We start from the raw sequence: 26,275 nt of genomic DNA, 5'->3' as shown, positions 1-26,275 counted from the left end.
TTCTGCTTTTCGCTGCTAAGCGTAAATAGAATGAATCTCTTTTATCGGAGTAGGATGAGGCTTTGCAAAATAATACCCTTGAAACAAATCATATCCCATCTCTATCAGGCATTTTAAATCTTCTTCTGTCTCTACTCCTTCCGCAAGAGCCTTTGCCCCCATTTTATGGGTGATAGCTAACATCTCTTGGGCCACTTTTTTCTGTTTCTTATTTTTACTGACTCCATTTGTGAATTCAAATGCTAACTTCACCACGTCAGGCTCCACTTCTAAAAGCCTCTTCAGCGTGTTATAACCAACCCCTACGTCATCTAAAGCATATTTAAATCCGTGGGAACGATAATAATTCAAAATGTTTTTTAAATGCTCAATATCTTGAACATCCTCGGTTTCAATCACTTCAAACACTATTTGTTCGGGTTTTATATTCAATTCTTGAATTAACGCAAATGTAGATGCCAAGCAATGCTCAGGATTATATATTGCTGTAGGAATAAAGTTAATAAAAATCAGCTGACGATCAATAATACTAGCATTTTTTACAGCTTCTAAGCGGCAGGCTCGGTCAAGAGCGAAGGTTTTATTTCTTATTTGAGCAGCTTCAAACATTTTAAAAGGCGGTATAATACTTCCGTCTTCTTCTAATCCTCTTGATAAAATTTCGTGGCCAACGATATGCACGCGTTCGTGATCAATCGATACAATGGGCTGATAATATGAGCAAATTCGCTTGTCTTCAATCAGCTCATCAATCCACAAGGCATCTTTCATTTTTTGAAAAACGGTGATTGGCTCCATACCCCGCAGGTTTTCAAACGGGCTCCGCTGCTTGGCTTCTACAGCCCACACATGCCGAGGGTCTAGATGCTGATGAACATAATCCATAAAACTCCAAAAAATATCTTCCCTCATCCAGACCATATCTTCTCCAAGAGTCTTCCATTGGCTTTGAGAAATATCTTTAAAGTATTTTTCCAATTTCTTCACATCGCTTGATTTCTGAAAAGAAACCGTATATCCTGTCCTAATTGGCAGACACGCGTCGCACCCCATAGCTCATCTTCTTCCTCATTTATCATCAGTTTTTTGTATGTATACATGGATAGTTCTTAGGAACTATACCACTTTTAAGAAACTTACAAACCCTATTTTCCCGTTAAAATAGAATGTACCAAAAAGTTTTGGTAAAATGATAGACGTATTTTATTGTCTACATCATAAGACGCACTTGATAAAAGGAAGTGAACGATACATGAGCAAAAACCGGTTTACGAAGTGGTTTTTATTTTCTTTAATACTCTTTGCCTTAAGTACCGGAGCAATGTATTATATGCTGTATCTATCGTACTGGGCGTATTCTATTAAACTGTTTTTAATCGCGGTGCCGCTCTTCACCTTATTATCGGTTGCTTTTGGTTCGTTGGTAATCGTACATGAATGCAAAAGAAAACGTGTATTTCATCTGCAAAACGATGGAGGCAGTCCTAAAAGTACGTTTATTCAAGGTTTTTCCGAAATAACGGTAGGAGCAGGATGCATTGTGCTGTGCTTTTTTCTTTTTCTTTATTTTCTAATGGATTATTGAGTACATATAAAAAAGACGAGCAGGCAGCTCGTCTTTTTTTATTTGGATCTTTCTAGAATATCTCGAACGCTTGCATAGTCAAGCTCTTTATAAGTGCCAACACCTGGTTTTACAAAGGTCTTTTCAACAATCGCATCAAATTCACGATCATCAATATCATAGTCACGCAAGCAGTTCGGGGCTCCTAAGTCATTCCAGAAAGTGCGAAGCGCTTTTGCTCCTTCCATTGCTGTTTCTTCATCGCTTTTTCCTGCTGGATCAATGCCAAATACGTTTACAGCCAATTGTTTTACACGGGAAGGGTCTTCTTTTAAGACGTGCTCCAGCCAGTTAGGGAACAAGATAGCAAGACCGCCTCCGTGGGGAATATCATATACGGCCGACAGAGCATGTTCGATACGGTGAGTAGCCCAGTCTCCCCCGTCCGTTCCGTTTGCTAAGCTTCCGTTAAACGCCGTCGTGCTGATATACATCATCGTTTCACGATACTTATAAGAAGTCAGATCTTTAAGAAGCTTAGGACCTTCTTGTATAGCCGTTCTTAGTAAAGATTCAATAAAGCCGTCGATCATCGGCGTATTTTCCGTGCGATGCAAATAGTGTTCAAGCGCATGCGACATACTGTCAACAATTCCATAGACGGTTTGATCGCGCGGCACTGAAAATGTGTACGCCGGATCTAAAATAGAAAAGACGGGAAATACGTGAGAAGACGTCCATCCGAGCTTTTCTTTTGTTTCCCAATTTGTTATAACAGAAGTTGAATTCATTTCAGACCCAGTTGCTGCAAGTGTTAATACCGTTCCAAAAGGAAGCGCATCTGTAATCTCTTTTTTACGTGTAATTAAATCCCATGTATTTCCTTCATACACGGCTCCAGCTGCAATAGCTTTTGTACAATCGATTACACTTCCTCCCCCAACAGCTAAAAGAAAATCAATGTTTTCTTTTTTACATATGTCCACGCCTTTAGCTACCGTAGTCAAACGAGGATTAGGTTCTACACCAGACAGCTCGTGAACAACCGCGTTAATAGACTGAAGTTCAGCTTTCACTTCGTCGTATACGCCATTTCGTTTGATACTTCCTCCTCCGTATACTAACAGAACGTTTACTTGTTTATGATAAGAAGCAAGCTCTTGCGATAGCTTCGTAATTTGATTTTTTCCAAAGTATAATTTTGTAGGATTGTGCTGCAAAAATATATTCATGTTCTACACCTCTAGTTTCATGTTTTATAAAAAGTGTAGCACGAAAACAACTTCATCATTATTGAAGATTCTCTATATCTATTATCAATATTTTTGATAACCTTCTTGAACAAGTGAAATAAATTGTTGAATAGGTGCCGTCAGCCATTTTTTCTTTTTGAATATGAGCTGTGAATAAAGATAAAATTCTTCGTGGTCAAACGGGACTTTAATCAGTTTTCCACTTTCCATCTCTTGTTTTACCGCTATTTCCGGTACAAGAGCAATACCTAAATTATCCGCTACGCACTGTTTAATCGCTTCAAGACTGCTAAACGAGATGAGCGATTGCATATGAATACCGCTGCTGCGCATCATCTCTTCTAAAAGCGTGCGATAAGGGCAGCCGCTCTCAGTTAAAATAATGGTCTCTCCCTCAAACTCTTCCATTAGAACGCTGTTTCTTTTACTAAAAGAATGAGAAGACGAAGCAATCATAACCATGTTTTCTTTTCGAATAGGAATCACTTCTAAACTTGAAGATGTTTGAAGGCGATCAAGCAAAACGGCTACATCATACTTTCCGTCAATAATTCCTTGTGTTAAATTTGGACATAAACCCGCTTCTAGCATAATCTTTAGAGAAGGGTGCTGTTTTTTTAATTCACGAATATACGGTGTAATAAAATAGGCGGCCAGCGACTCCACGGTTCCTATTGAAACGGTTCCTCTAGCATCTTCGTTCGTAGTAAGACGCTCTTTTGCTTCATTTAATAACTCGGTTACTTGATTCACATAATAAAGCAATTCTTCACCAGGCTGAGTCAGCTTCATTTTTTGTCCTGTTCGTTCAAATAGTTTTTGACCGTAATGATCCTCTAATTTTTTTATATGAGTGGTAACGCTTGACTGAGCATACCCTAACTCCTCGCCCGTTCGTGTATAGCTCCCCCACTTCGCTACTTCTTTAAATGTATATAAATAATTAATATCCATGTGCTGCTCCTTATGTACTGCTGTTTGGTTTCGTTGTCCATATTTTAAAGCTGTTCTAGTAATTAGAACTTATACGTAAATAGAATCACAGTACAGTATAAGCGAACTCGTTTTGCCAAGCAATTTTATCAACCTTAAAAATTCTTTTTATATTAGGCAATTACGCCGTTTTTTGTTCATAGGATGAAAAACAAACCTATGAAAAGAAAGGGTGTATCTCATGACAGCCTACAAAGAAGTGTTATATAAAGGAAAACGCTTTGTACTGATTCACGTATATGATTCAGGATACTGTGAAATCCGACCGATTGATCATGCTTTTAAAGTCGAACTTGTGCGATTAGATGAGATAGAACAATGTGGATAACAATCATGAACGCAGCTAATGCAGCTGCTTTTTTATTTGTATTAAAAACAAGTGGATGAGATAAAAATAGCTGAATTGGCTGGCCTTTTACATAATTTCTTCCTGTATACTTTGTAACTAAGGATATTCGCACTTATTTAGTTTCTATACTTACTCGAGGTGATTACATGAAAAAAGGCTGGCTGGAATGGATATTATTATCCGTGGCGTTAATTTGGGGAGCCAATTATGCAATCGGAAAATTTGGAGTTGCTCATATGTCTTCCATTCAATTTAGCGCACTGCGTTTTATAATGGTTGCTCCTATTCTTTTACTTATTACAGGAATAATAGAGCGAGGCATTCGGATCGAAAAAAAAGACTGGGGACGCTTAATAGCGGTCAGTATAGTAGGGGTTACGCTCTATCAAACGCTGTTTATGGTATCTGTTAAGTATACGACAGCTACAAATGCTTCTTTACTTATTTCGATGTCTCCTATTTTCACAGGAATCCTAGCTATATTATATAAGCATGAAGCTTTTTCGTTAAAAACACAGCTAGGCTCTGTGCTTGCTTTTTTTGGGGCTGCGTTTGTACTGCTGTTTGGTCACTCTAGTCATGCGCTGTCGCAGCTTGCATGGTTCGGAAACATCATGGGGATTGTGGCAGCCATTGCTTGGGGCTGGTACCCGATTTTAGCAAAACCTTTAGTCGTAAAATATTCTGCTTTGCGCGTGACTGCGTGGTCCGCTTTAATCGGCGCTATTCCGCTTACTGTCTACTGTCTTTTCACCTATCAAACACTTGTATGGCCAACAGATATAGGTAGCTGGAGCTCTCTGGCATACTCTGTTTTGTTCGTGACAGTGTACGGGCTGGTGATGTGGTATGTAGGAATTGGAAAAATTGGTTCTACAAAAGTAATGGTTTACATGTATGTTATTCCTTTGTTCGCCGTTGTTTTTGCTGCTGTAACTATTGGAGAGACCATCAATGCTATGCAGCTGCTTGGAGGACTTATTATTTTTAGCGGTTTGTATATTGTCAAAAAAAGCCCTGCTCCTAAAACAGCTCTTAAACTTAAAAAAGCAAACTAACAAGAGTAACGGGTTCGGTTGATTCATGCTAATAACGCTCAGATTTTTTCTGGGCGTTATTCGTATATTATTTTAATGTCCTAATTGAATTAAACGCCCGTTAGTTTGATTAATGAACATTTTTTAGTTTATATTCATGAGTGATTTTATGCTGATTGTATACGCGTTTAAAACCGTTTCGTTCATAAAATAGTTTCGCTTTGTCCGTATCCGTATAGAATCCGAGGCTGTCGTAATAATTCTCTGCATAGTGAATGACTTCTTTTAAAAGTCGCTTGCCTATACCCTTTCTGCACAATTGAGCTGAAACATAAAACCTCCTTACTCTTCCAGCGTTAGCATACTGGCTGTGAGGATTTTCATTAAGGCCGGCTACGCCAATTAATTTGTTGTGTTGACTGTAAATGCTCCACAAGATACATTAGCCTAATGATTCTCATATACCTTCTCTCCGTTCAGCAGATGTCTTGTCTATTTCGATAGAATGCTTGTTATACATTAATCCTGCCATGCCTATTAGAGCCGTTAAAAGTAGCATGAAGCTTGAAAATAGATATACAAACCTTACCCCAAACAGATCGGCTATTGTCCCTACAAATGCTATGGAAAGTATAAACACAGACTGTACAAGAGTTGATTTTGCCGCTATTACTTTAGAAAGCATCCCATTGCTGCAGGTATTTTGATAAATGGTTTCCTGAGCTACATCTCGAAGCTGATAGGCAGGACCCATCATTATCAAAAGTACTAAAGCTAGATACGGGTTCGTTACTAGACCGTAAAAACCGGTTAAAACAGCATAACCGAGTGAGCCTGCGAACATAAAAAGCAAAAGCCTTCCTTTTACTATAGAAGACATTCGGTACACAATAATTCCTCCAACTATGCTTCCAAAATAATACGCACCGTTTATATATCCCCACCACGCTTCTCCTTTTTCAAGCACTTCTTTCACAAAAGAAAGAGTAATAGCTCCAATCCAAATGGTTCCAAAAAGCGACTCGATGATGTCCATTATAACGAGGGCTCTGATGCGTTTATGTATCCATAAAAAGCGCCATCCTTCCATTAGTTTTGCAGCTCTTCGCTTTTGTGTTTGTTTATATGTATGGGCTTCTTTTATAAACAGTAAGCAAACAAATGAGATCGATAGAAGACCTGCCGTTATAAATAGAGACTGAGTGGATCCCGTTAAGGACAAAACGAAACCACCAAGCGACCACCCTGCAAACAGAAAAGTTTGATCAATTGTTGAAAGCAAGCTATTCGCCTGCATTCTTTGACTATCATTTACTAAGCTGCGTACAACTGACGTTTTAAAAATGAAAAAAAAGCCGTTAAAAAAAGAAATGATTCCAACAATGATAAAACCCATCGTTAGTACTGTGACTGTAAATTCTTGTGTAAGCAGCACATACAATCCAACAAGCATCCCTATCTGCATCACTTGAACAGACCGCATAATGTGAATGGATTTATACGTATCGGCTAGTAAAGGTACGCTAAGGCCGCTAAGGAGCCGTGCAAGTAAGCTCGTCATCGTAATCATCGACGCAAGAGCTGTTGAACCGGTGTTTTCCTTTATATAGGAAGTGACAGCCATTGTATAAAGAACAAAACCTACATTTGCGGTTACTTGACTTGCTGCTAAAAGATAAAAACGCTGAGTCAATTCTTTTCTCCTTTCTGTTAGACGTAACATGCAAAAAGATAATTTATTTTTGTTAATTTTTCCCTTTTAAACTATAACACTATTTGACGAAATCCAAAACTATCTATAATTTAGTAGATGGAGGTTTTTATGTTTAAATATAGTTTTCTTATTGTTCTTATCGCTTTTTTACTTATTAACTTTAACGGCCAGGAAAATCAAATTGTAGGAGGCAAAATAAAAAAGGAACGAAGTGAGGTTTTCTTTGGCGAATACGACAGCTTTACGGGCCGCTACTCCCGGAGCATTAAACTCAAAAAAGGCGTAACCTACGCTTTTACGCTATCTAAAAATACCAAAAGCGGAGACCTGTCCCTGTACGTAGAAGATCCAAAACAGACACGATTTTTTGAAATGACTAATAACTCTCTTTATTTAACACCTGAAAAAACGAGGAGATATCGTATTAATTTTGTAGGCTCTGAGCATAAAGGCTCTTTTCAGCTTCACTGGAAAAGCAGTAATCAAAAAGAGAGCGAAAAATTTGTGTAATACCATTTTAGACAACGCTTAAACGAGGAGGAATGGTTTATGATCATTAATCAAGCTGTCCTGTACACCCACTTGTTGGACACAATGAAGGATTTTTATGTAAATTCTCTCGATTTTCCATTAACCGCCGCTTCACCGCGTTCTTTTTCAATCAAGGTTGGTGAAAGTGAGCTAACCTTTAAAGAAAGTTCTCTACATACAAAGCCCTTTTACCATTTTGCTTTTAATGTTCCAGCAAACCGGTTTATGGAAGCAAAGCAATGGGCTACTCAGAGAGTCTTCCTCAATACAGAAGAGAAGAAAGATGAGATTTATTTTGAAGCATTTGATGCTCATTCCTTTTATTTTGAAGACCCTGCTCATAATATTGTTGAATACATTTCAAGACATTCGGACTGCGCGTTATCCAAGGACCCCTTTTCTTCTAAGTCGCTTTTAAGCATAGGAGAAATCAACTTGACAACTCCTCATGTCCACTCTGTAGGGACACAGCTTATTAACTCCGGTATCACCGTACGTAACAACAGGCTATTAAACGAGACCTTTAACTTTTTAGGAAGCGGCAGTGCGTTTTTTCTTGTAGGGACGCCTAAAAGAAGGTGGTTTTTTTCGAACCGAGACTCTGAAGTTCATCCATTAATGGTAAAAGTCAATCATTCTCTAACGCTTGCGCTCGACGGAGAAGGAATGTTGAAGATTACGCAAGAATGATTGTTTTTTTAATAAAGCCACGTAACAAGCGAACTTGTTACGTGGCTATTTTTGTTCAAAATTCAGCACATACTCCTCCCTATAGGTTTTGTATATAGTTCTCGATGTCCTTTCTGTTCATCAGCATAAAAACCTTGTAATCCTCATCTTTTTTAAGCTTTTTAAACCGGTTTCTCATCTTTTTTTTCCGTTCTCGATACGTAGTAAGAATAAACGTAAAAAATGACCAATCTACTTTTTCAGGGCATCCTTTTGCCATATCTTCACGCGTTTTTCTTGCATATACGATTCTCCGCTTTATTACTCGGTACACACAAACGATTAGCGGCAGCTCTAAATAAATAATGGTATCTGCACGCTTCACTCGCAGGTCATACGAATTGCTGTAGTTCCCGTCGATAATCCAGCTATCTTTTTTTACAATGTGCTCCTGCAATTCTCTAAAGCTATCATTGTCTCTTTCCGTCCAGCCAGGCTGCCAATACAGACTGTCTAAATGATATACTTCTAGATCAAGCTTTTTCCCTAATTTCTTGGCAAATGTAGACTTTCCTACTCCTGGAGAAACGCCCATTACCAGTACTCTTTTCATCTTATCACCTTACCTTTTTAAGAAATAAAGCTTATTGAAGAGAAGGCAGCTGTTTATAGCTGACTCGGCGCATTCAGTGTACTCGGAGCGAGCTGCTTTATAAAACGACTTCATGTTAGGATTTTTATTTCCATAATTTTCAGGCAACCTATAAATATTCATTATAAATTCCTATATTCCTTCTTGCTTTGTAGTAAATAGGTTGCTTTTATGAATCGTTTCCTTTACCTTAAATGTGAGTATATAAAAGTAAGGTGAAAAAAATGAATGCATCTATGCTAAAGAGATTTTTACGAAACCTCGGTATTTTTGTTTATATTGTCATTGCAGCTATTAATATTTACTTAACAAGAAATGATTTGGGCGATATGCTTACCCGCCTTGTGCTGCTGACTATTTTACTTCCTTTGTTTTTTAGTTTTGTGTATGCGTTAGGAAAATCACATTTTAAAAGACAAGAAGAGCTCGCTGAACAAGAGAAGAAGAAAGAGTAAAAAAAGCCTTTTATCGAGGGGGATTCCCCTTTCTAAAAGGCTTTTTACTTTTTTCATATAGCTGAACATTAACTACATCAGGATGAACGTGATACTGTTTGGCAACTTGATTTACCATTTGCTGAATTTCCCTTTTCTTATGAGAAGAAAGGTGTTCGCGGGGCAGAAGAACTAGAATTTGAGCTTCCGCATAGTTATTCAGCACCCTAACTTCTTGAAAGCCATGCTGCGTCAAAAAAGCTTTTAACGCTTTTTCAAAGTCTGTGCTTTCTTTTTGAACAACTATAGAAGGCTGATCGTAAGAAAATAGCGAAACCTCTTTCTCTTCAGGCTTTGTATACACCGCCCAAGCAGTTATGAGCACTGTTACAGAAATACTCATATTTAACATCCACCTTTTCATACCACGAACGCTCCTTTTAATTAAGTTTGTTCATGATATGAAAAAATTCATTCATTCATTCATTCATGCGTTATCTTCCTAGCCAGCCTCCGTCTACAGCAAGTAAGTGCCCATGAATATAGGCAGATGCATCAGATGCTAAAAAGACAACCGCTCCTTTAAAATCATCTGCTTCCCCCCATCTGCCTGCGGGAATACGTTCAATGATTTGTCTGCTGCGCGTTTCATCGTTAATAAGTGCTTCATTCATATCAGTAGCAATATACCCTGGTACAATTCCATTAACATTTACGCCTTTTGCTGCCCATTCATTAGATAAAGCCTTTGTAAGCTGAGCAACTCCGCCTTTTGCTGCAGCATAAGCCGGAACGGTAATACCTCCTTGGTAAGAAAGCAAAGATGCCATATTAATAATTTTTCCGCTTCCTTTTTTAAGCATTTGGCGGCCCGCCTGCTGACATAACAACCATACGGTTTTTAAATTAACATTCATAACAGCATCCCAATCTTCTTCTGCAAAGTCTACAGCGGGTGAACGTCTTTGAATGCCAGCGTTGTTCACTAAAATATCGAGCTTGCCAAAATAAGCAACAACCGATGAGATCGCTTCGCTTACTTCAGAAGCATTTTCTAGATCACAATTAACAATAAAGCATTTTCTTCCGAGACGTTCAATTTCTTCTTTTACTCCAAGAAATTCCTTTGATCGCTGCAGAAGAGCGATATCCGAACCTGCTTCTGCCAAAGCAATCGCCATTGCTCTTCCAATTCCTCTCGTTGCTCCCGTAATCGCTGCTACTTTACCATCTAAAGAAAATAAATCTACTGTCATTGTTCATTCTCCTCTCCGTTTGGTGCAAATAAAACCTTAAGTGATTCATCAGGCCGCTGCATAAACTCAAACCCCGCTTGAATATCTTCAAGCGGCAGTTTATGAGAAATTAAAGAATCTGCTGCTATTTCACCGTTTGCCAGTAAATCAATAGCCGTCTGAAAGTCTTCCCTTGTATAACATCTCGTTGTAGTTAATGAAATTTCTTTAAAGTGCATTGCTGCTAAATCTACTTCTGGAGCGTTTTTGTATACGCTCACCACCACAATCTCTCCCTGAATACGGCTTGTTTCAACCATTTGTTTTGCTGTCATTTGATTTCCAGCTACTTCAAATACAACGTCTGCACCGACGTCATTCGTAAGCAAGCGCACTTCTTTTACGACGTCTTTTTTCGTTGCATCAATTGGTATAAAGCCAAGTTCTTTCGCTTTAGTTAAGCGATAAGAACTAATATCTGAGATCATTACTTTTTTTGCTCCTGCTCGTCTCGCAATCATCCCGATCAGCAGTCCAATAGGTCCTGCCCCTAAAATGACAGCTTGGTCCCCTACTTTCAACCGCGAGCGTCGTACTGTATGTACGGCAACCGCTACAGGTTCTGCAAGAGCTGCATGCGCGCTAGACAGTTTCTCTGGTAAGAGGTGAAGGCGGTTCACTGGAACAGCCACGTACTGCGCGAACCCTCCATCTTGATCAATGCCGATTAGTTTTAACTTCTTACAAACGTGAAACTGTCCTCTTACACAGGCTTCACACGTTCTACAGCTAAGCGTAGGTTCAACTGCTATGCGGTCACCTAAAGAAAATTTCGTTTCCCCTCGGATCTCTTCTATAAGTCCGCTGAATTCATGCCCCATAATAAGTGGCGCTTGTGATCTAGGATGTTTTCCAAAATAAATCATCATATCCGTTCCGCAAATTCCAGCATGAGATACCTTTACAAGCGCTTCTCCTTCTTTTATAACCGGTTTCGCTTTTTGCTGCATAACGGCTTTTGTTTCTGAAACGTAGACACCTGCTTTCATTTTTCCAACCCCTTTGTATACTTGTCGACAAGTTAAAGATAAGAAGGTCCAAAAACATTTTGAATCTTTTATCCTTTTTTATGCTTCATTCAAAAGTGAAGCTGTTATCGTATTTCGCGTGTCTTCAAAGTGACGCTTCACTTCATCTTGAATACGTTCTGTATTTTGAGACTTTAATGCTTTAATCATTTCATGATGCTGCTTTATCAGTGGGAACACAGCTGCTTTATCATCTCGAAATCTTTTTTCAGTGGTAATTAAAAGAGCAGCTAAAATAATTTCACGGATGCTTTCCCACAATTTTAATATCCGTTTGTGGTCTGCTTCGATAATCACGAGCTCATGAAACCGCAAATCTTGATAAGCAAACTCTACATAGTCATCGTATTTAGCTGCCATGTTCATTTGATCAATACTTTGCTCAAGCTTTTTAATAAGCGAATCATGGTTGACTTCAGATAGACGTTCTAAGACAAAATGTTCTAAAAGCAGACGAACATCGTACAGCTCGTTTAAATCCCTAGCTGTTAAACCAATAACAACTGCTCCCATTCGCTGTAAATCAATGAGTCCTTCGTTTGAAAGGGTCCGCAGCGCTTCTCTTATAGGAGATCGACTCGTTCCAAACTCTGCCGAGAGCTGATTTTCCGATAGTATGGTTCCTTTCTTCAGCTCGCCGCTCATAATTTGAATTCTTAATTTGCTTACAACTTGCTCTCCCAGCGAGGCTCCGCGAAGCCATTTTTCCGGGTAGGTTACCTTTTTAATGTGTCATCACTTCCTTAGCCAACTTGTATACAAGTATTCAAGATTTAGTATATAGAGAAGTAATCTGATTGTAAACGTTTTCTTTATAGAATGTATATTTTTACAATTCTTTCTTACACTAAGAACTACTGATAAATAAAAGGTGGGAAGATGAATGAATCAAATTATATTATGGGGGATTCTTGTTATTCCATGGTTTTTACTGCTGCTGCTTGATAAACAGCGTGTTAAACGATTTTTTACTGTAGGGTTATTTGCTGCATTAATAATGACAATCGCCTATCAAGTAGCGGAAAAAATGCACTGGTGGACGGTTCAAGAAAACGTATTTTTTCTTACTAGCATGGGAGCAACGATTTATTGCCTTCATATTGTGATTACGATCTTTGTCTTTTACCTTACGTATCCGGGGTTTATCTTGTACATAATTGTTAACATTATTTTGGATTTGATTCATGGTTATGTTATTGTTCCTTTTCTTGCTAAAATCGGGCTTTATAATCTGTATGATATCAGTCATTTTGGGCTTTTCCTTGTCATGACTACCGTAGCTATTATCCTTTACTTGTTTCAACGGCTGCTTGACTTCATATTTGAGGAAAGCCCTGCATAAAAAGCCACAGCAAACGCTATGGCTTTTTAATCAGTAAAAAAATGGAATAACCGTATCTCCGCGAATCGGTTCAACGGCCGCATGAAACCGAATTCGCAAACTTTTTGACGTTTCGATGTCAGAGGCATCCATGACGTGAAAATGAATGTGGGGTTCGGATGAATTCCCGGAATTTCCACACCTTCCGAGCAGCGTTCCTTTACGAACCACGTCTCCTTGTTTCACAGAAACCGATCCTTTCTTCAAATGCGCAAGCACACTGTATTCTTCTCCTTGATGCTCAATGATAACGTAATTTCCTAAAGGATTTTTTTTATTCGTGTGTCCAATTTCATTATCTTCTTGACCATCAACTGCTGTGATAACGACTCCTTCAAGCGGCGCTACAACTTTTTTTCCATAGGCATAGTAATCTTCGTTTTTCATTCCATCATTTTTATAGCTTTGCTTTCCTTTTCGCACGACTAAATCATACGCATACCTTTGGTTTTCGACTGGATGGTGATAGTTCAACACCTCATGCTTTCCTCCCCAATAGACAAACCATTCACTTTGAATCGGCATCGTATATTTGTTTGTACTCCATCGATCTCTCTCTGAAAATGATTCTATAGGAGCAATCACAAGTGCTTGTATAATGTTATGTTCATCAAACATAACGCTGATGAATTTTGTCTGCGTAGAATTCAACCAAATAAACTGCTCAATTTGAGGAGTTAAATAGAGATTTGTTTCTAGTCTGTAGAACTGTTCTCCTTGATTAAACAATTTGCTCTGCTCCAAAAATTGCTGAAGCGAAACTTGACGTTTAAATTCTTCGCTTACACAATCATAAAGCTTCTTAAAATTCCCTTGTGCAAATAAAGTTCCAAACTCTTCTCTGATGTTCACTTTTCTCTCTGTATCCACCATTGTAATCCACCCTTTTATATGTATTTCAATTTGTTTGAATTATCTATAAGTAATACGTTTTATGTTATAAAAAGGTTTCATTTTCCAGTTATTCTATCTCAAAATCTTCTTCTATACCGTATTTACAATTTTCTTAATCCATTTTATACTTATTTTACAAATATTTGAAAGGAGGTGCAGCACGATGAAAATAACATTAAATAAGAAAATCAAGCTGCGCCGAATCAGTGTTTTTGGCGCTTAGATTTTAAGGAGATTTCACAATGAAAGTAGCATTAGTACGTCATTACAAAGTAAACAAAGGTCTTCCAGAAAACCACCGCTTATCCACTGACGAACTAGTGGCTTGGTTTCAGGAATATGATGAATCAGATATTACGTATGGAGAGACTGATTTGAATAATATCCAATGGAAACGCTGTTTTTCAAGCGATATGCCGCGAGCACACAAAACGGCAAAGCATATTTATAAACAAGAGATCACGCTTCTTCCGGAACTTAGAGAAATACCTATGCCTATTATTCCAGTAAAATTTAAACTTCCTTTTATCCTCTGGGTATTACTGTTTCGCATGTCCGGACTCATCAACAAACAAGCTCGTAAAGATATGGCTGAGACTAAGAGAAAAGTAGCAGCAGTGCTAGATCGCGCCATTTCCGAGTCAGAAGACGATTTGCTGATTGTCAGCCACGGAGGCATTATGAAGTTTATGCGTAAAGAACTTATAAAACGCGGCTTTAAAGGGCCTCGGTTTGATATTGCTGTTAACGGAAAGCTTTATCTTTTTGAAAAGCAATAGAATGAAACTTACTAGAAAAAGTCGCAGAGACTACTCTCTGCGACTTTTTAATAACCATTTTCTTCAATTGTTAATGCTTCACGCAAAGCGATATCTTTTCGGATATTATGAGCGATTTCACGCGTGATTTCTCCTTTTTCATAAAGTTCTTGCACCGTTTCCCGCTCGGTATGAAACGCTTTATAACATAAATCTCTCGTTGTTTTTTTACGTTTGCGTGAATTATACTCCGTACTCTCTTTTCTAAGTCTTGCCATGGATCTATGGTATTCGCTAATAATAGCAAGTGAAATCATTCGATTTTCTTCGTTCATATTTTCTTTAATGACCTTTATCGCTTCTTCAATCATTTGAATACGTACTTTATTCACTTTGCTTCTTCTTCGCAAGCTTTGTTTTCTTAACGCCTGCTTATTAGGTGAAAAAATTCGGACTAGTAATAATAAAACTTTTTTAAACCTCATCCAGCTCACCAATAATTTGTACCTTACACGATTGGTTACAGCCATTTCAAGCTTGTGCGTATGTTCCAAACAAATATACGCTGTCTCACGGTCTATTTTTTCCTCTTTTAATAGCTTTTCCACCAATTTCCCCTTGGCCTGAAGAGCCAGCAATCGAATTTTTTCCTCGTACTGTTTGTTTTCAGAGGCTTCTAAAGGATGAGTTTTAACGATGATGTTATTAATCGTTGTATTATACGTTGAAATTAACGAAAGGGCTGCTCCACGATTTTCCTCGGTCATTTCTCTTTTTAACCGCTGAATAGCAGCTTTGTGCACTTTAATGCGCGCTTTAACCTCTTTTGTATTGCGCTCAGGCTTCTTCGGCGCCTTTTCTGTTTTCGCAATGAGAGGTAAAAGAATACTTGCCGTAACTAAGGTTAACAATATAACGCCTGCTGCTAGAAAAATAATCAGAGAGCGTTCCGGAAAATCACTGCCGTTATCAAGCGTATATGGGATCGAAAACGCTCCGGCTAACGTAACCGCTCCTCGTACACCTGAAACCGTGATAATGCCAATAGACCGAGGCTCAGGTTTTAGATGCTTGTTATTTTTGTAATACCAGCCTACTGACCATGACACCATCACCCAAATAAATCGTAGTACAAGCAAAAAGACAGTAATAATCAAAATATAAAGAAGCACTTGTCCATTATTAAAGTTTGGATCTTGAATAATTGCTTTCGCCACTTTAGGTATTTGCAGACCAAGCAGTACAAACACCAAGCCATTTAACAAATATAAAATAACCGTCCAAGTACTTTTTGATACTACTTTAAGCTGCTGATTAGGTGATTCCTCTCGGTCACGCTCAATCGCATGTACAATGCCGCCTGCTACAACTGCCAAGATTCCTGATAAATGAAAATGTTCAGCAATGTAGAAGACAACAAATGGAGTTAGAATTTGTATTAACATATGAATCGTAATATCTTCCATTCCCAAACGTCGAACAAGTACACGCAGTCTGATAATCAAAAAAGCGATAAATGCTCCTACAAACAAACCGCCCAGCGCTACCCAAAGGAACTGAAATGTAGCATCTACTATCGAAAAGACGCCCGTTACGGTAGCAGCTACTGCTACTTGAAACGCTACAAGACCAGAGGCATCATTCATCAGCCCTTCGCCTTCCAGCAAATGCATAATTCGCTTAGGGAGCTTTACTCGGCTCGCCATAGCTCCAACAGCCACTACATCTGTTGGGGACAAAATAGCAGCTAGTGCAAATGCCGCCGGTAACGGAATGGAAGGAATGAGCCAATTGATTAGATATCCCCCTACTGCCACCGTTACAAAAACCAGTCCCAGCGCTAGTAATAAAATAGGTGTACGAAGCTTCCAAAGAGCAGCTCTTGACACGTTTTTCCCATCATTAAATAATAGCGGGGCAATAAATAAAATAAAAAATAACTCAGGCTCTAAATGTACATCTCCGCCAAATGGCAAGATAGCAAGCCCTGCTCCCAAAGCTATTTGAACTAATGGAACAGGAATAAATGGTACAAAATGATTAATGATATTAGATAGACCAATCAAAGCCAATAAGACTAATATCGTCAGAAAAAATTCCATAAAAACAATCGACTCCTACTTCTATTTACATCCTTTTAAAGGTATCACGTTATCTCTTTTCATTCATTTTATAGTGTTTAGTTTACGCTTTTTGTGCCAAAAAATGTTGTGGGTTATTAAAAAGTGCTCTTTCTTTTCGGTAAGTTTATTTCTGCGGACATTAAGGGAACAGTATACATGATATTCTTTATTTACCATATAAATCAGCTCATCAAACTTTTATAAGGGAGGTGTTCCCTTATCCGTTTCAACGGGGTAAGGAGATAAATTTGGAAACAGTAAATGTCATTTTATTCATCGTATTAATCATATTAACAGCCTTTTTTGTTGCAACGGAATTTGCCGTCATTAGGGTACGGTCGACTAGAATCGACCAGTTAATTGAAGAAGGAAACCGGAACGCTTTAGCAGCAAAAAAAGTAGTATCAAATTTAGATGGTTATCTTTCAGCCACACAGCTGGGCATTACGGTTACCGCACTGGGTCTAGGCTGGATAGGTGAACCTACGGTAGGTCATTTATTAGAGCCGCTTATTGACATGCTTCCTTTTGCTGCATCACTTTCGCATGTCATATCTTTTGTTCTTGCTTTTTCGGTTGTCACATTTTTAAATGTGGTAGCTGGGGAACTTGCGCCCAAAACAGTGGCGATTCAAAAAGCCGAACAAGTGACGCTGTTATTTTCCCGTCCTCTTATTCTTTTTTCTAAGTTACTTTATCCGTTTATTTGGCTTTTAAACCACTCAGCAAGAGGCGTTGTCGGATTATTCGGCCTGAAGCCAGCTTCTGAAAATGAAGTAGCTCATAGTGAAGAAGAACTTAGAATTATTTTATCTGAAAGCTATGAGAGCGGTGAAATTAATCAATCGGAATTTAAGTTCATGAATAATATTTTTGAATTTGATAATCGTACGGCTAAAGAAATCATGGTGCCTCGTACGGAAATTGTTAGCGTATCAGCAGATGAAACGATAGAAGAATTCTTAAAAATGGCTAGAGTAGAGCAATATACTCGCTATCCAGTAGTTGTAGATGGAAACAAAGATCAAGTGGTGGGATTAGTTAATATTAAAGAAATATTAGCGGATTACATAAAAGAAGATGATATTAAACCACGTACCGTGCAAACGTATATGAAACCCATCATTCAAGTCATTGATTCCATCGCCATTTACGACTTATTGCTTAAAATTCAAAAAGACAGAATTCACATGGCCATCTTAATAGACGAGTACGGAGGAACAACAGGGCTTGTAACGGTAGAAGACATTTTAGAAGAAATTGTTGGTGAAATTCGTGATGAATTTGATGATGATGAAATACCGGACGTACACAAAATTAGTGAAAATCACTACGTACTCGATGCGAAGGTGTTGATTGAAGAAGTAAATGACTTACTCGGAACAAATATTGAGCAAGAAGACGTTGATACCATTGGCGGCTGGATGCTGACCGAAAAGTTTGATCTTGCTAAAGGTGACAGCATCACAAACGAAAGTTTTTCATTTAAAGTCATTGATATTGAACATCACCATATTAAACGAATCGAAATAACAAAGGAAAAAAGTACGGATAACAGCTGATTATCCGTACTTTTTTTGATGGTCTTTTTTAAATGTCAAGTACTCTTTATTCTCTCGTACCTCCTTCCATTTTTTCATAAAAATAGCCGCCGATTTTGCTTTTTGTTCATCAATTTGCCGTTCATTACGCTCTCCGTCTTTGCTGTATTTTTTTCCGCCTTTGTAGTTCGCGTAGCGCCTGGATCGCGTATATCCCATTTGGAGAAATTTCCGGGCCATATCCATTCCAACAAAATCGCTTTTTTCTTTGTAGGTTAAAAAAAGCTGATAAATGGCGTCCGCGGATTCCTCAGCAATTTCAGGTGTTCGAAAACGCCAATGAGGAAGAATTTCACTTTTATACGGCTCCACAAGGAGAACTCCTTGTTCTCCTTTTCCTACTCTATACTTTTCAGGATGTTTTCTAAAATCGATATGCTCAAAGTCAAGTGAATAATCAAATGCCACGGCTCTCCCCTCCTTTTTGATCTCTACCCCTTACAAATGAATGATAAAACTTTTCTTAAAGAAGTTTTTCACATGCAGATGCGGGTAATAATAGGTGGATAAGTATGACTAACTTTTTTCTCCATGCTAAAAGAAGGCCGAACTTATTAAATCATGATACGGGAGATTTCGTTATGTCAATAAAGCTACAGCAAAATCGAATCAAAGCTAATTTTTGGATTACTCCTTCTATATACGGAATCGTTGCTTTTGTTTTAGCCACTATTAGTACGTTTATAGACAGATTTTTAACAGCTCATAAACAGTGGTTAAAATTAGTTCCTTCTGTATTTCTAACGGATAAAGAGCTTGCTCATACTATTTTGAGTTCAGTATCAAATTCCTTATTAACGATGACGACGATTACGTTTTCTTCTGTTTTAGTGGTACTGACTACGTTTGTAGGCCAGTTTTCTCCTAGAACGATTCAAAATTTTAATACAGATGCCAAAACTCAGCGCGTGCTTGGCACTTTTATCGGTGGGTATGTGTACGTGCTTGTACTGCTTATTCAAGTTCGAAGCAATCAAGTCAGCAACACTTTCATTGTTCCTTCACTAGCCATTTTGGTAGCTTTCATTTGTCTAGGTATGTTTGTATTTTTAATTCATCATGTTATTAACTGGATTAAAGTCGGCAACTTAATTTCAAACATTGCCAAAAAAACGATGCTAACCATTGAAGAACGGCAGCTAGAACAGCAAAAATCACTTCAATCAAAAAATGAAGAACAGCTTAATTTTGATAGTGAAAACACGCTGCAAATTAAAAGTAACAAACAAGGATATATTCACTATATTGAACTCAAGCATTTAACTACACTAGCATCTAAATATAATGTTATTGTGAAACTTGAAAAAGCACCCGGTGAGTACGTCGAAGAAGACACACCTCTGCTAAGCGTGATCCATCACGATCAATCATTAGAACACGAAAAATTTCTTCATTGTTTGTTTATTACAAATGATCAAGAATCGATTCAAGATGTGAAGTTAGGGATTCAAAAGCTGAGTGAAATTGCATTAAGAGCTATTTCACCCGCTATTAATGATCCTGAAACAGCCATTAACTGCATTGAACAGCTCACGCAAGTGTTTATCAAACTTGGAAAAAGCTATTCTTCTTCTCCTTATTATTACGATGAAAAAGGATGCATTCGCGTCATGCTAGAAAAACCTTCTTTTATGGATTATTTGTACAAAGCGTTCTATCAAATTCGCCATTATGGGAAAGAAGATGTTTCCGTGATGTCTGCTGTCATCAAGGCATTAACCGTAATCGCTGAAACAAATCACTCTGCCATCAAAAACGACGCGTGGGTTTTCTCTTCCTATATCGTAGAAGGGCTGCAAAAAGAAGAGTGGCTTAAAATGGACAAAGAGTTTCTTAATCAGCTACTCAAAAACCTTGCAAAAGCTTGTGAAAAAAAAGGCGCTTCTATGTTGATAGAATAAAAGCCAAAAATGCCGCTCATCAACTGAGCGGCATTTTCTTACGATATAAAGTGCTCTATCTCTTCTCTCTTTTTCACTATTATAAATTTATCGTTATATGACGTACGAAGGATATGCAAAATTTCAGGTTTACTGTGCTTTTCGAAATCCGCATTCCACTGAAACATTTTAATGAAAATAGAAAGCGTCGGTGCATAATTTGCTTTTTCTATTTTAGCTTTTTGCAGAACATACCTTTTTATAATAAACCATATTCTTTTTAGATAATGGATGTCGAGAAAAATAATAAGGTCAGCTCTATTAAGACTTTCATTCACCCACGTATAGTGTACGCCTTCTATAATCCATTCTTTTGAAGCTGAAATATGATGTAAACACTTTTTTCTATCCGCTTCACTTCTTCTTTTATCTCCTTCATATGTTCGTTCCCACATAATATTATCAAGTTCGTAGTGAGGAACTTTTAATTCATGGGATAATAAACGGGCAAGAGTTGTTTTTCCACTTCCAACAGATCCAACGATATGTATTTTTTTACATGAAGCGCGTTGAACACTTCATCTCCTCCTACTTCAAACCTGTTTTTTTACACATATTGTATAATTCACGTTCTTTTTCTCTAATGCAAACGAGAACGTTTTATGCTAGTATTTTATGGTACTTGACTGAAAAAAGGAGTGAGATCGCAGTGCCTAAAACCCTTTTTGGAAAACTTACGCTGTTTTGGATTGGACTATTTTTATTGATTACAGGTCTATTTTTTTATTATAAATATACAAACCAAGCGTTTACCGCTGCAGATTTATTCTTTCGCGTCTCTCCTCCTTTAGCTACTATTGGCTTCCTTTTAAGCGCAGCCGGACTATATGAAGAACGAGGAAAAAACAAGCTAATTCCTCTCCTTGTACTCGGCATTAGTTTTGTCATGCTTTGCCAAGCAGGCTATCATCTTATACATATGCATACTCCACCGCCGCGTCCCTGACTTTGTCTCATTCTCATTTATAAAAAAGCTCTTCGTTTAGTATATTAAACGAAGAGCTTTACTCTCTATTCAAATAAACGCACAAGCTTTTTTGTATAGGGATGCCTGTTTTTATCAAGGAGCTTTGCACGTTCAAACTGATCAATAACCTCACCTTGCTGCATAACTATCATGCGGGTACTCATAAAATTTACCGCTGCTAAATCATGCGAAATAAACAAATAAGATAGCTGAAACGTCTCCTGCAAATCTTTTAATAAATTTAAAATTTTTGCCTGTACCGTAACATCAAGACTCGCTGTTGGTTCGTCTAATAGCACGAGAGACGGACCTACGCTAATGGCACGCGCAATCGCTACACGCTGAAGCTGTCCACCGCTGAGTTCATGAGGATAATTCAACGCATATTCTGCGCTAATCCCGACTGTTTCTAACAAATAAAAAGCGATTTCTTTTTCGTTTCTGCTCACATGAGATAAAAATGAAGGAACGGTTCGCTGCTGCCGCAAAGGCTCGAGCAAAGAATCGATGATTTTTACTTTTGGATTAAAAGAAGCCGCGGGGTTTTGAAATACAACTTGCATGCCTAGACGAGCTTGCTGCAGTTTTTTTCCTTTTAACCGGTGAAGAGGTTTCTCTGCAAACCATACTTCTCCCTGCTGAATCTCTATTAACCTTAGCACACTTTTTACAAGCGTACTTTTTCCGCTTCCACTTTCTCCAACAATCCCTACACATTCCCCTCTATCGATATGCAGGGAAACATTATTTAGCGCTTTAACGTCTTTATACTGTTTCACCAGCTGCGTGACGCGTAATATACTTTTTTCTTTCATATCTCACTCCTATATCAACACTTTTTTCTGCGTATCTAACAATCGATCAGGCGTTTTCTGTAAAGAAGGAATGGCGTTAAACAGTTTTTTTGTATAAAAATGATCCGGAGCGTGAAACAGAGATTCGATACTGTTTTCTTCCACGATCTCTCCCGCTAACATAATGGCTGCCCGGTCTGCATATTTCCGCACATGACGCAAATCATGGGTAATAAACAAAATGGCACAGCCTGCTTCTTCTTTCAGCTTATGCAGCAGCTGAAGAACTTCAGCTGCTGACACGCTATCTAAAGCCGTGGTTGGTTCATCTGCAATAATCAAGGCAGGCTTCATCACCAGTGCTAAAGCAATCGCTGCTCGCTGAAGCTGTCCTCCACTCAGCTGAGAAGCATAGCTTTTATACACGCGTTCATTAGGTAAATTCACAGCTTTTAGAGCCTGAAAAATAGCAGCAGTCCTGTCTTTTTTAGCAAGCTTACTATGTGTACGAATCGTTTCATCAAACTGCTTTCCAATTGTTAAAAAAGGAGTAAAGGCGCTTCGATAATCTTGAAAGATATACGAAATATCTTTTCCAAGGATAGGCGCCTCTCCTTTCTGCTTAAAGATAATAGATCCTCCTTTAAGCGTTACACCTGAAGGCAACAGTCCTCCTATCGAAGCAGCAGTGATACTTTTACCGCTTCCGCTTTCTCCAACGAGCGCCATCCACTGTCCTTGCTCGATTGTAAAAGAAACGTCTTTTACAATTTGTTTTGTTTTATTATGAATGGCTAGATGCTTTATTTCTAAAACGATGACGATCACCTCTTTTACTGATTAACTTGATATTTCCCTCGAATATATTCACCTAAAGCTGTAAACGCCAGCACAAATAAAATAATGGCCACGCCTGGTATCAACATTAACTGCGGAGCATTGTAAAAGTAGGCCCTGCCTTCATTTAGCATCGTTCCCCATTCCGGAGTAGGCGGCTGAGTCCCTAGTCCAATATAGGATAGTGAAGCCATCATTAAAATAATTTTCCCTATATCCAGCGTAGCAAGCACGAGAATATGTCCTCCCACATGAGGAAGAAAGTGGCGCAGGATTAAAGGTAGTGTTCCCACTCCGTTTAATTTAGCGATCAGCACATATTCTTTTGACTTTTCTTGAAGTACAATACTGCGCACTACCCTCGCATAACTAACCCACTTTACAATAACCATCGCAGCAATTAAGTTAAATAATCCAGGCCCTAACAGTCCGCTTAAGACGATGGCTGCAATATAGTCAGGAAAAGCTAAAAAAGCGTCTACAATTCTCATTAAAAAGCGGTCTATTTTTCCTCCAATATACGCTGAAACTAAGCCAACAGGTACTCCAATCAAAAGAGAAAGAGTTAAGACAAGAAAACTAGTCCCAATTGTGGTCTGAGCTCCAGCTACGATTCGTGAAAAGAGATCTCTGCCTAAGTGATCAGTTCCTAACCAGTGATCACCGGTGGATCTTTGAAGCCGATCTTGCATATTGACTTGTGTGGGATCCATCGGTGTTAGCTGACTTCCAAACAGACAAAATAAAATAAGCGCAATACCACACACGCTTATTACTACAAAAGGAAGCTGCGGCTTTTTCACGTTTTATCCCCTCCCTTTACATAGAGCTGGGGATTTACATATTTGTAGCTCAAATCCACAAGTGAATTGATTAAAACAACAAACAGGCCCATCCACAAAATATACCCTTGAATAACAGGATAATCACGATTCATAATCGCATCAATAACTAATTTTCCAACTCCAGGATAAGCAAAAAGCACTTCAATGATGACCGTTCCTCCAAGCAAACTGCCTAAGCTTGTCCCTAAAATAGTCAGAAGCGGTGTTAAGCTATACCGAAACGCGTGGAAAATAAAAATGCGGCTTTCACTTATTCCTCTTGCTCGAGCAGATCGTACAAAATCTTGTTTCAATCCTTCTAGCAGACTAGCTCTAATCATTCGCATATATACAGCGGACATGGCAAAACCAAGCGTTAAAGAAGGCAGCACAAGATGGGCTGCTGTGCCTGTACCCATTGAAGGAAGCCATTGAAGACGTACAGAGAACAGCTGTATAAACAAAAGGCCGAGCCAAAAGCTTGGAATAGACGCTCCAATTAAAGAAATACTTCTGCTGAGATAATCAATCCACTTATTTGGATATAGTGCTGACAGCGTTCCGAGTGGCACAGCTATTAACAGCATCACAACCAAAGATGCAGCCGTCAAGCGCAGCGTAGCCGGAAACTTCTCTACCAATTCATCGATGACAGGCTCTTTTGTCATGTATGAAGATCCTAAATCAAACTGAAAAAAACGCGTCAGCCATTTTCCATATTGAATATATACAGGTTCGTTAAACCCTAGCTCTGTTCTCAAGTTATTCATTTGTTCCTCAGAAACTGCCACGTCATCTACGCGAAGCATTTGCTTAACTGGATCTCCTGGAGCTAGCTTCATTAAAACAAAGCTGAGAAACGATAGTATAACTAAAAAGATGAGTAATTCTATTATTCTTTTACCAATTAATTTCATATCTACTTCACATCTAAATCCTTTGTTATCACATAGTATTCACTTTTGGTTGTAACCCGATTTTTCACATTGTCTCTATAGGCCACAAAATTATTCGGATGAACAATCGAAGAGTGGAGCGTTTCTTTTTCTACTATTTCTCCGGCTTGTCTTGCTAACTTATTGCGCTGTTGTTGATCAACTGTTTTATTGAGTTTATTAATAATGGAAGTTAATGCTGGTTCATGAAAATGTCCGACATTAAATGCTCCTCCTTCCTTATAAAGAGCATTAAAGAAATATCCTGCATCTCCTCGCGGCGCGGTTACTAGACTGTATGTAACGATTCCCCAATCATCTTTTGTTGTCATATACTCATCCATATTCTCAACTTGTTGAATATCTATTTTTACACCAATCTTTTTTGCTTCTGACTGAAGCATTTGTGACATTAAAGGCAGTTCTGGACGATAAGGGTATGTAACAAGCTTAAAAGAAAGCTGTTTTCCATTTTTTATTGCTTTTCCATCCTTGAGTATATAACCGGCTTTTTCTAAATATGTTTGAGCTTCACTTGGTCCATAGGTTTTCGTTTTTTGATCGTTCGAAAAATCTAAACTCTTTAAAAATGGACCTTTTGCCGGGGATCCTTGACCGGCAAGCGCTGTGTTGACAACATCTTTTGGATTTAATAATACATCAAACGCTTTTCTCACATTTTTATCTTTAAACGCTTCTTGCCTTGAATTATAGAAAAGCATTTGATTTCTTAGGCTCGGCTGTATATCTACTACAATAGAAGAATCTTTTTTTAACGTGTTTAAGCTTTCAATTGCCGGACGGTACACAATATCGGCTTCACCTGATTGCAAAGCGGACGTTCGTGCATTTTCATCATCATTAAATGTTAACACAACTTCATCCAATTTTGGTTCTCCACCCCAGTATTCGTTATATTTTTTTACTTTCATTTCATTATCCGGTTTAAACGAAGCTACTTTAAATGGCCCTGTTCCGACTGGTTTATTTTTTATATCTGGAGCGTCAACATCAATAATTGCCGTGTTTGGGTGAACAAGTTCAGAAGGCAGCGTGGCAAGCGGCTCTGTTGTTGTAATGGTCAAGATTTGGCCACTGGCTTTCATTTCTTTAATTTTAAGTGCACTTTTCATTGCTTCACTTTCTTTTACCGTTCTTTCTAACGAATGTTTCACGGCTTCAGCATTCAAATCCTTGCCATTTTGAAACGTAATCCCGTCTCTAATCTCAAATATCCAGGTCGTCCCATTATCTTCTGTTTTCCATTTCTTTGCGAGCCATGGTTCAATCTGTAATTGCTCATTCACTTTGACTAGCGTCTCAGCAATTCCCGCTCTTACAGTTGTATAATTTAGCTGCGGATCGAGCGTGTCGCTTGGAAAATTTGATACAAAAGTAAGTGATTTCTTTCCACTCTTTTGTTCGGTACTCGCGGAGTTATCCGAACATGCAGCCAGCAGACCTATCGTAACAAGCATTGAGCACAGCAGACTTATCTTTTTTCTCATATAAACCCTTCCTTTGTTAAAAACTATCCTTCTTTTATGTACTGCCTCTAAATATAATCCCCCTTTAAATCGTAACGATTATTATTATCATAAAAAGTTTAATTTGTTTACCTTACTTTGTCAACAAAGGTTTTTAAAGGATACAGGTGCTCTAGCACCTGCTTTCACTCGTTGTGATGATTGAATTTATTGAT

General features: G+C 38.3%; 30 protein-coding genes. 11 read left to right on the top strand and 19 right to left on the bottom strand.

Going from position 1 to position 26,275, the window contains the following annotated elements; all coding sequences use genetic code 11:
• Positions 1-15: 15 nt before the first annotated feature.
• Entirely contained in the window at positions 16-1,053 is a 1,038-nt protein-coding gene (locus ACFX4G_RS11820) for an EAL domain-containing protein (protein ID WP_230184850.1), read from the bottom strand.
• 199 nt (positions 1,054-1,252) lie between these two features.
• Here ACFX4G_RS11820 and ACFX4G_RS11815 point away from each other — a divergent pair, with 199 nt between their 5' ends.
• Positions 1,253-1,585, top strand: coding sequence for a hypothetical protein (locus tag ACFX4G_RS11815; protein WP_377574796.1), 333 nt, complete (start codon positions 1,253-1,255; stop codon positions 1,583-1,585).
• A 38-nt stretch (positions 1,586-1,623) separates the two neighbouring features.
• Here ACFX4G_RS11815 and ACFX4G_RS11810 read toward each other — a convergent pair whose 3' ends face one another.
• Both ACFX4G_RS11810 and ACFX4G_RS11805 read right to left on the bottom strand, forming a co-directional pair.
• On the bottom strand, positions 1,624-2,796 hold the full coding sequence (locus ACFX4G_RS11810; RefSeq protein ID WP_377574793.1) for an iron-containing alcohol dehydrogenase: 1,173 nt from the start codon (positions 2,794-2,796) through the stop codon (positions 1,624-1,626).
• A gap of 84 nt (positions 2,797-2,880) precedes the next feature.
• Entirely contained in the window at positions 2,881-3,771 is an 891-nt protein-coding gene (locus ACFX4G_RS11805; RefSeq protein ID WP_377574790.1) for a LysR family transcriptional regulator, read from the bottom strand.
• 220 nt (positions 3,772-3,991) lie between these two features.
• On the opposite strand from ACFX4G_RS11805, the gene ACFX4G_RS11800 reads away from it, so the two are divergent.
• Together ACFX4G_RS11800 and ACFX4G_RS11795 are read left to right on the top strand one after the other, a co-directional pair.
• Positions 3,992-4,138 carry a hypothetical protein gene (locus tag ACFX4G_RS11800; protein ID WP_013057506.1) on the top strand — a complete coding sequence of 49 codons (147 nt, stop codon included), beginning with the start codon at positions 3,992-3,994 and terminating at the stop codon, positions 4,136-4,138.
• A 167-nt stretch (positions 4,139-4,305) separates the two neighbouring features.
• Positions 4,306-5,217: a DMT family transporter gene (locus tag ACFX4G_RS11795; protein ID WP_097825101.1), complete on the top strand. Its 912-nt coding sequence runs from the start codon at positions 4,306-4,308 to the stop codon at positions 5,215-5,217.
• A gap of 109 nt (positions 5,218-5,326) precedes the next feature.
• Here the strand turns inward: ACFX4G_RS11795 and ACFX4G_RS11790 are convergent, their stop codons facing one another.
• Together ACFX4G_RS11790 and ACFX4G_RS11785 are read right to left on the bottom strand one after the other, a co-directional pair.
• Entirely contained in the window at positions 5,327-5,632 is a 306-nt protein-coding gene (locus ACFX4G_RS11790) for a GNAT family N-acetyltransferase (RefSeq protein ID WP_230184848.1), read from the bottom strand.
• Between the two features lie 21 nt (positions 5,633-5,653).
• The gene (locus tag ACFX4G_RS11785) at positions 5,654-6,889 is read right to left on the bottom strand and encodes an MFS transporter (protein WP_230184847.1); all 1,236 of its coding nucleotides are present in this window, start codon (positions 6,887-6,889) and stop codon (positions 5,654-5,656) included.
• 129 nt (positions 6,890-7,018) lie between these two features.
• Between ACFX4G_RS11785 and ACFX4G_RS11780 the strand changes: the two genes are divergently transcribed.
• The gene (locus tag ACFX4G_RS11780; RefSeq protein ID WP_028408992.1) at positions 7,019-7,420 is read left to right on the top strand and encodes a hypothetical protein; all 402 of its coding nucleotides are present in this window, start codon (positions 7,019-7,021) and stop codon (positions 7,418-7,420) included.
• Between the two features lie 39 nt (positions 7,421-7,459).
• Complete coding sequence (locus tag ACFX4G_RS11775; protein WP_230184846.1) at positions 7,460-8,131, top strand: glyoxalase; 672 nt, start codon at positions 7,460-7,462, stop codon at positions 8,129-8,131.
• A gap of 79 nt (positions 8,132-8,210) precedes the next feature.
• Here the strand turns inward: ACFX4G_RS11775 and ACFX4G_RS11770 are convergent, their stop codons facing one another.
• Positions 8,211-8,723 carry a P-loop NTPase family protein gene (locus ACFX4G_RS11770; RefSeq protein ID WP_377574783.1) on the bottom strand — a complete coding sequence of 171 codons (513 nt, stop codon included), beginning with the start codon at positions 8,721-8,723 and terminating at the stop codon, positions 8,211-8,213.
• A gap of 263 nt (positions 8,724-8,986) precedes the next feature.
• Here ACFX4G_RS11770 and ACFX4G_RS11765 point away from each other — a divergent pair, with 263 nt between their 5' ends.
• Positions 8,987-9,217: a hypothetical protein gene (locus tag ACFX4G_RS11765; RefSeq protein ID WP_043981603.1), complete on the top strand. Its 231-nt coding sequence runs from the start codon at positions 8,987-8,989 to the stop codon at positions 9,215-9,217.
• Between the two features lie 10 nt (positions 9,218-9,227).
• On the opposite strand, the gene ACFX4G_RS11760 is transcribed toward ACFX4G_RS11765, so the two are convergent.
• The 4 genes from ACFX4G_RS11760 to ACFX4G_RS11745 form a co-directional block, all read right to left on the bottom strand.
• Positions 9,228-9,620, bottom strand: a complete 393-nt coding sequence (locus ACFX4G_RS11760) for a hypothetical protein (protein ID WP_377574780.1) — start codon at positions 9,618-9,620, stop codon at positions 9,228-9,230.
• Between the two features lie 70 nt (positions 9,621-9,690).
• Positions 9,691-10,452: a glucose 1-dehydrogenase gene (locus tag ACFX4G_RS11755; RefSeq protein ID WP_377574777.1), complete on the bottom strand. Its 762-nt coding sequence runs from the start codon at positions 10,450-10,452 to the stop codon at positions 9,691-9,693.
• Complete coding sequence (locus ACFX4G_RS11750; RefSeq protein ID WP_377574774.1) at positions 10,449-11,480, bottom strand: zinc-dependent alcohol dehydrogenase; 1,032 nt, start codon at positions 11,478-11,480, stop codon at positions 10,449-10,451. Before ACFX4G_RS11750 ends, ACFX4G_RS11755 begins: the two co-directional genes overlap by 4 nt.
• Before the next feature lie 78 nt (positions 11,481-11,558).
• Complete coding sequence (locus tag ACFX4G_RS11745) at positions 11,559-12,203, bottom strand: GntR family transcriptional regulator (RefSeq protein WP_377574878.1); 645 nt, start codon at positions 12,201-12,203, stop codon at positions 11,559-11,561.
• Between the two features lie 199 nt (positions 12,204-12,402).
• Between ACFX4G_RS11745 and ACFX4G_RS11740 the strand changes: the two genes are divergently transcribed.
• Positions 12,403-12,861 carry a hypothetical protein gene (locus tag ACFX4G_RS11740; RefSeq protein ID WP_377574771.1) on the top strand — a complete coding sequence of 153 codons (459 nt, stop codon included), beginning with the start codon at positions 12,403-12,405 and terminating at the stop codon, positions 12,859-12,861.
• 30 nt (positions 12,862-12,891) lie between these two features.
• Here ACFX4G_RS11740 and ACFX4G_RS11735 read toward each other — a convergent pair whose 3' ends face one another.
• Positions 12,892-13,773, bottom strand: a complete 882-nt coding sequence (locus ACFX4G_RS11735; RefSeq protein WP_377574768.1) for a M23 family metallopeptidase — start codon at positions 13,771-13,773, stop codon at positions 12,892-12,894.
• Between the two features lie 263 nt (positions 13,774-14,036).
• Here ACFX4G_RS11735 and ACFX4G_RS11730 point away from each other — a divergent pair, with 263 nt between their 5' ends.
• Positions 14,037-14,573: a histidine phosphatase family protein gene (locus ACFX4G_RS11730; protein ID WP_013083645.1), complete on the top strand. Its 537-nt coding sequence runs from the start codon at positions 14,037-14,039 to the stop codon at positions 14,571-14,573.
• Positions 14,574-14,620: 47 nt separating this feature from the next.
• Here ACFX4G_RS11730 and ACFX4G_RS11725 read toward each other — a convergent pair whose 3' ends face one another.
• Positions 14,621-16,654 carry a Na+/H+ antiporter gene (locus ACFX4G_RS11725; protein WP_377574765.1) on the bottom strand — a complete coding sequence of 678 codons (2,034 nt, stop codon included), beginning with the start codon at positions 16,652-16,654 and terminating at the stop codon, positions 14,621-14,623.
• Positions 16,655-16,923: 269 nt separating this feature from the next.
• Between ACFX4G_RS11725 and ACFX4G_RS11720 the strand changes: the two genes are divergently transcribed.
• A complete protein-coding gene (locus tag ACFX4G_RS11720; RefSeq protein WP_377574762.1) occupies positions 16,924-18,237 on the top strand; it encodes a hemolysin family protein in 1,314 nt (437 codons plus the stop codon).
• Here ACFX4G_RS11720 and ACFX4G_RS11715 read toward each other — a convergent pair whose 3' ends face one another.
• Complete coding sequence (locus tag ACFX4G_RS11715) at positions 18,238-18,684, bottom strand: DUF4385 domain-containing protein (RefSeq protein WP_377574759.1); 447 nt, start codon at positions 18,682-18,684, stop codon at positions 18,238-18,240.
• Positions 18,685-18,788: 104 nt separating this feature from the next.
• Here ACFX4G_RS11715 and ACFX4G_RS11710 point away from each other — a divergent pair, with 104 nt between their 5' ends.
• Positions 18,789-20,177: a DUF2254 domain-containing protein gene (locus tag ACFX4G_RS11710; protein ID WP_377574756.1), complete on the top strand. Its 1,389-nt coding sequence runs from the start codon at positions 18,789-18,791 to the stop codon at positions 20,175-20,177.
• Positions 20,178-20,215: 38 nt separating this feature from the next.
• On the opposite strand, the gene ACFX4G_RS11705 is transcribed toward ACFX4G_RS11710, so the two are convergent.
• Complete coding sequence (locus ACFX4G_RS11705; RefSeq protein ID WP_377574753.1) at positions 20,216-20,611, bottom strand: P-loop NTPase family protein; 396 nt, start codon at positions 20,609-20,611, stop codon at positions 20,216-20,218.
• A gap of 254 nt (positions 20,612-20,865) precedes the next feature.
• Here ACFX4G_RS11705 and ACFX4G_RS11700 point away from each other — a divergent pair, with 254 nt between their 5' ends.
• Entirely contained in the window at positions 20,866-21,162 is a 297-nt protein-coding gene (locus ACFX4G_RS11700; RefSeq protein ID WP_377574750.1) for a hypothetical protein, read from the top strand.
• A 65-nt stretch (positions 21,163-21,227) separates the two neighbouring features.
• Here ACFX4G_RS11700 and ACFX4G_RS11695 read toward each other — a convergent pair whose 3' ends face one another.
• The 5 genes from ACFX4G_RS11695 to nikA are packed head-to-tail and all read right to left on the bottom strand — an operon-like array spanning position 21,228 to position 26,081.
• Positions 21,228-21,998, bottom strand: coding sequence for an ABC transporter ATP-binding protein (locus ACFX4G_RS11695; RefSeq protein WP_377574747.1), 771 nt, complete (start codon positions 21,996-21,998; stop codon positions 21,228-21,230).
• Between the two features lie 9 nt (positions 21,999-22,007).
• Entirely contained in the window at positions 22,008-22,805 is a 798-nt protein-coding gene (locus ACFX4G_RS11690; RefSeq protein ID WP_323618302.1) for an ABC transporter ATP-binding protein, read from the bottom strand.
• A 5-nt stretch (positions 22,806-22,810) separates the two neighbouring features.
• Positions 22,811-23,617 (bottom strand): nickel transporter permease, encoded by an 807-nt coding sequence (nikC, locus tag ACFX4G_RS11685; RefSeq protein WP_377574742.1) that lies wholly within the window; start codon positions 23,615-23,617, stop codon positions 22,811-22,813.
• Positions 23,614-24,555: a nickel ABC transporter permease gene (gene nikB, locus ACFX4G_RS11680; protein ID WP_014459612.1), complete on the bottom strand. Its 942-nt coding sequence runs from the start codon at positions 24,553-24,555 to the stop codon at positions 23,614-23,616. The genes nikC and nikB overlap by 4 nt, the downstream gene beginning before the upstream one ends.
• Positions 24,556-24,557: 2 nt before the next feature.
• Positions 24,558-26,081, bottom strand: coding sequence for a nickel ABC transporter substrate-binding protein (nikA, locus tag ACFX4G_RS11675; protein ID WP_377574738.1), 1,524 nt, complete (start codon positions 26,079-26,081; stop codon positions 24,558-24,560).
• Between the last annotated feature and the right edge of the window lie 194 nt (positions 26,082-26,275).

Origin of the sequence: Priestia sp. YIM B13486 (assembly GCF_042787865.1) — a bacterium.
Taxonomy (GTDB): domain Bacteria; phylum Bacillota; class Bacilli; order Bacillales; family Bacillaceae_H; genus Priestia; species Priestia megaterium.
Note: the sequence above shows the minus strand (reverse complement) of the source record. Positions and strands in the feature narration are given on the sequence as shown.